3 protein-coding genes are annotated in these 4,573 nt (G+C 39.4%); all 3 read left to right on the forward strand.

Annotation, left to right across the window (positions count from 1 at the left end; all coding sequences use genetic code 11):
* Positions 1–194 precede the first annotated feature (194 nt).
* Entirely contained in the window at positions 195–629 is a 435-nt protein-coding gene (locus ACIQ67_RS20710) for a hypothetical protein (protein WP_397536260.1), read from the forward strand.
* Positions 630–1,463: a hypothetical protein gene (locus tag ACIQ67_RS20715; RefSeq protein WP_397536261.1), complete on the forward strand. Its 834-nt coding sequence runs from the start codon at positions 630–632 to the stop codon at positions 1,461–1,463.
* Positions 1,464–1,541: 78 nt separating this feature from the next.
* The coding region (locus tag ACIQ67_RS20720; RefSeq protein WP_397536262.1) for a tape measure protein at positions 1,542–4,573 on the forward strand (3,032 nt) is incomplete at its 3' end.

The raw sequence follows: 4,573 nt of genomic DNA on the forward strand, positions 1-4,573 counted from the left end.
GAGTGATATAACTTACAACGAATTGGCTCAAATCCACGATGAGAAGTTCGGAAGCTCAAACTACAACATGAGTATGGCACAAGCCAAAAAGACTTTAACTTTCTTCAAACAAAGAATCCAAAGACTTTAATATTTTTACAATTCTTTCAAAAAGCAACTTCCAATACTTTATTTTTGCTAAAAAAAAGAAGTAAATGGACTTTAGCGAGGTTGTAGAGCAAATCAAAGACGTGTTCTGTGGTGACATAGAAGACTACGGAATTTTAGACCAAACCAATGGGCGTGGTGGCGAAACATTGCTACGCAGAATCAACTCTTTCAATAACTTCACACCAATAACATACAAAGGAGGCAATATGATGTTCGCTATTGCTAGCGATACAATAGAGATTGACCGATACTCCAACGCAACTGTACCTGTAAAGCTAATACTAATAGTAAACGATTGGTATGTGCTTGGAGAGGTAATAAAGGCGTTAGACATGAAAGAACTCCAAGAGGTAAGCATAGACACCGACTCAATAGCGGTTTACGAAAGGTATTTCACACCCAACGAAGACAGACCATTCTCAAACTATGCCTTTGAACTATCATTTAACACAAACGAAACAATATTAAACAAAGAATAAATGAATTGGAAATTTTGGCAAAAGAAGAAAGAGGAAGCACCCGTATTTAACACGAGTAAGGACGAAATGGAAGTGGCGAAGGTAGAACCACACTTTTACTTCAAGGACGCTATGAGCAAGGGTATAATAGCCAAGGAGAAGCTATTTACGTTAAACGGGAAAGATTATTACAGTTTTGCGGATGGGCTGGGCATGATTACGGCTAAGAGGTATTTGCATTATACAAGCATGGTAAGGTTTTACGAAGAAAATGGTGTAAACAAGGATGTAAGCTTGGACTACCTAAGCGAAATAGAGGAAAAGGTAGAAGAACTTTCGGACTACACTTATGATGATATGGTTTACAAGAAGAAGCAAACAGAACTTCTTGCTTTAATATCGACCTTTAAATACCATTACGAGAACTTTAATATAGAAGGAGCAATGTGTGAGGTATGTGCGGTGGCATTGATAACTCCTAATGAAAATCCTTATGATATCGATTACTCGGAGACAGCAAGGAAAATGTATGATTTTTCAATAGCGATCAATTCTGAAGGCGGGGAGGACTTCGCAAGTTTTTTTTGGAGACTTTCTTCAATCGCAGAGTTCAGTTGGACACAGCAATTACTCAACTTAACAGCCTCTATGGCGTCAAGGAGTCAGAGCCAAGAGAGCCTGAACCACGCAAGAAACTTGTTGATATTGGACATACAAAAGCACTCAAGTCTTTTAGACGAAATGAGACTACAAAAAAGTTTCTCGAAACCTGCCAAAGCGTTGCGAGCACTATGGGGATTAACCGCTCTGAATTTGAGAAAGCCTCAATCATGGATTACATCGCTGAAGTCTTGATGTGTAATGAAAAGATTAGAAAAAGCAACGAGGAAATAGAGAAGGCACAAAAGAAATAACACACAACTTTACAAAGATATGGCACAGACAGTGGATTCGGCTAAGTTCGATTTTATCACCGACTTATCCGACATCAATCAGCTAATAGCAAGGCTAAAGACGGTATCGATAACAACCAAGGAGCTTGCCGAGGCTACAAAGTACCTCACGCAACTTTCAAGGGCAAACGCAGCAGAGCAAAGAGCTGCAATAGCCGACTTGAACAAGTTAACGGCACAAAGTAGGCTTCAAACGCAACAAGAAAGGGAGGCGGCTGCTGCTACGAGGGCATCAATAAATGAAATACAACGCAAGAGGCAAGAGTTAAAGCTACAAAACGAGCAGATGGGCAAGGCAGCCAACGGGATGAACCAATTCCGTGGCTCAATAGACTTGCTTAGGGGCTCAATGGGTGGGCTTGCTGCGGTGATAGGGGTAAATAGCTTCTTAGACTTCACTACTAACATATTTAACGCACAGTCGCAAATACAAGCGTTTAAGTTATCATTGGATGCCTTACTAAAAGACAAGACGGCATCTGCTGGCTTATTTGCGGAGGTAAAGGAATTTGTAAAAGAAAGTCCTTTTCAATTTGAGGAAACGGTAACTAGTGTACAAAAGCTTATATCGTCTTTCAAGGCGGTAGGGTTAAGTGCAGATGAAATACAAAAAAAGACAATACCTGTATTGAGGTCATTAGGTAACTCTGCAAGTGCCTTGGGATTGGGTGATGAAGGGTTAAAAAGGTTGATATACGCATTTACTCAGGTGCAATCGGCTGGAAAGCTAATGGGTACTGAACTAAGGCAGATAAACGAGACGGGTATTCCGATGTTGTCTTTATTGGCTGAACAGACGGGCATAAAGATACAAGATATGGCTAAGGCTATATCTGACGGTAAAATAAGCTTTGAGATATTTGAGAAGGCTATATTGAGTGCAGGAAATGCTGGTGGAGTTTTTGCGGGCTTAATGGACATTCAAGCACAAACCGTTGCGGGTAGAATAAGTAACTTAAAAGATACGGTTTTCTACGCAATGGGGCAAATAGGCGACTATTTCCAAGGCACGGGAAAAAGTTTTCTTTCTTTTGCTACAAGTGTAGTTGAGGGTCTTGCAGGTACTGAGGCGGCATTTGCACGTACTATGACTGTGGTAAAGAACTTGGCTCAGTTTTTTGCAAGTTACAAGGCACTGCAAATACTTCTTACGGCTAAGAATTACCTAATGGCAGAAAGCCAAAAGGCTGTAAATTTGGTAGTGGAAGAAGGTGTATTGGCTAAGCAAGCATCAATAGCTAAGGCGGTGGAAATGACCAACGCTGAAACGGCTGAGGCGGCAGCGATAAATCAGACTAGGCTAGCGATAAGTGCAAAGACTGCGGAGGAGTTAAAGTTGATTGAAGTCGAAATGAAGGCAATGAACAGAATGACCTTGAAGCAAGAAGGGTACAGGAATGAGATTTTGTTACTTGAAAAACAAATTGCAGAGACGTGGAAGTTGATAGAAGCAAACTTGCAATTAACTGCTTCAAATAAGCAAGATATTATATCAAAGAATGAGCTTATAGCAACTAATCAAAAGGAAATAGTAACTCTTCAAGAGAAATTAGCACAACAAGAAAAGATAATTGTATCTAATAGGCAAGGCAGGGCAGATAAGGCTCTTAGTATAAAAACTATAAAGGATGAGATATTAGCTAAAAGGCAACTTGTAATTACTACTGAGCAACAAGTAAAAGCAATGGAGCTGGAGAACTTGGAACTCAAAAAGATAAACTTACAAAAAGAAAAAAACATAGCTACAAATGGTAAGCATATAAATTCAAATCAAGCGGAAATTGCTTCAATAGAAAAAAAGATACTTGCCAAGGAAAAAGAAATAGGCGTAAGCAGAGCTGCATCTATGCAAATAGCGGCTGAAATGGCGGCTACGGATGCAAATACGGCAGCAAAAATAAAGGCTACAACGGTACTTGGTAGATTGGCTACTGCAACAAAGGCATGGGCTGCGAACTTGTATGCAACTATGGGACCAATGGTTGCTTGGACTGCTGGTATATATGCGGTAATAAAGGCATTTGAGATGTTATCAGATGCACAAGAAGAGTCTAGGATGTCAACTTTGAAAGGAGCTATTGCCAACAACGAGGAGGCTAACTCTATGATTGTTAAGAACAAGCTTGCAAATCAAGAAATAAATAACTTATCAAAACTCAAAGAGGGTAGTGACGAATACAGGATAGCGGCCAAAAGAATTATAGACCAATATCCTGATTACTTCAAGGGCATGGATGCAAGTACTGCAAGCATGAAAGACTTTAACTCTTCAATAAGAAGTAGCAATAGCCTTTTAAGTACAAATATTGCATTACTTGCACAACAAGCTAGATTAGACTTTAATAGTGATAAGATAAAAACATTACAGCAAAGCCTTTCTAAGGCGGCACAGAATGATTTATTTAAGAATGTTGATTTTTCTGACTTAGAAAAGGCTTCTGGACAATTAAAGAGAATGCTAAGTCAATCGGGTAGAGACACTGGTACAGGCTTGTATATAGCTGAACAACTAAAAAATTTACAAGACCTTAAAAAGTACCAAACCAATGTTATAGAAATCAACAAACAATCTGACAAGATAGAAAAAGAAAGAATTAACAAGCAAAGGTCTAATTTGGAAGCAGAAAGGGGCATTGCTTTAAAAAAGAGCAAAAATAATGAGGAAAGGCTTAAGATAAATGAAGAATATGACCGCAAAATAGAGTTCCTTAATAATTCTCAATTAGAAAAAGAGGGCAAATTTGCTACTGAATTGGAAAAGGCTGGCGACAAAAAAGCACAAGGTATCAAAGCCTCAGGCCAAAAGCAAAAGCAGGCACGCCAAGAAATAATAAGTGACTTAGAGAAATCGCTAAGGGCGGAGGCTACGGCACTGCAAGAAGCGGAGGACAACTGGCGTAATGGCTACGACATAAAGTACAACCTATACTTGGCAGACATGGAGAACGCCAAGAACAACATCAAGGACAAGGAAAAGCTAAAGGCGAAGGAACTTGAAATAGAAACTAAGTT

The sequence above is a fragment of the Roseateles sp. genome (assembly GCF_044373315.1).
GTDB lineage: Bacteria > Pseudomonadota > Gammaproteobacteria > Burkholderiales > Burkholderiaceae_C > JACDQM01.

Coding starts and splice junctions, on each gene's coding strand:
- ACIQ67_RS20710 (WP_397536260.1), top strand. CDS start 195: ATGGACTTTAGCGAGGTTGTAGAGCAAATCAAAGACGTGTTCTGTGGT.
- ACIQ67_RS20715 (WP_397536261.1), top strand. CDS start 630: ATGAATTGGAAATTTTGGCAAAAGAAGAAAGAGGAAGCACCCGTATTT.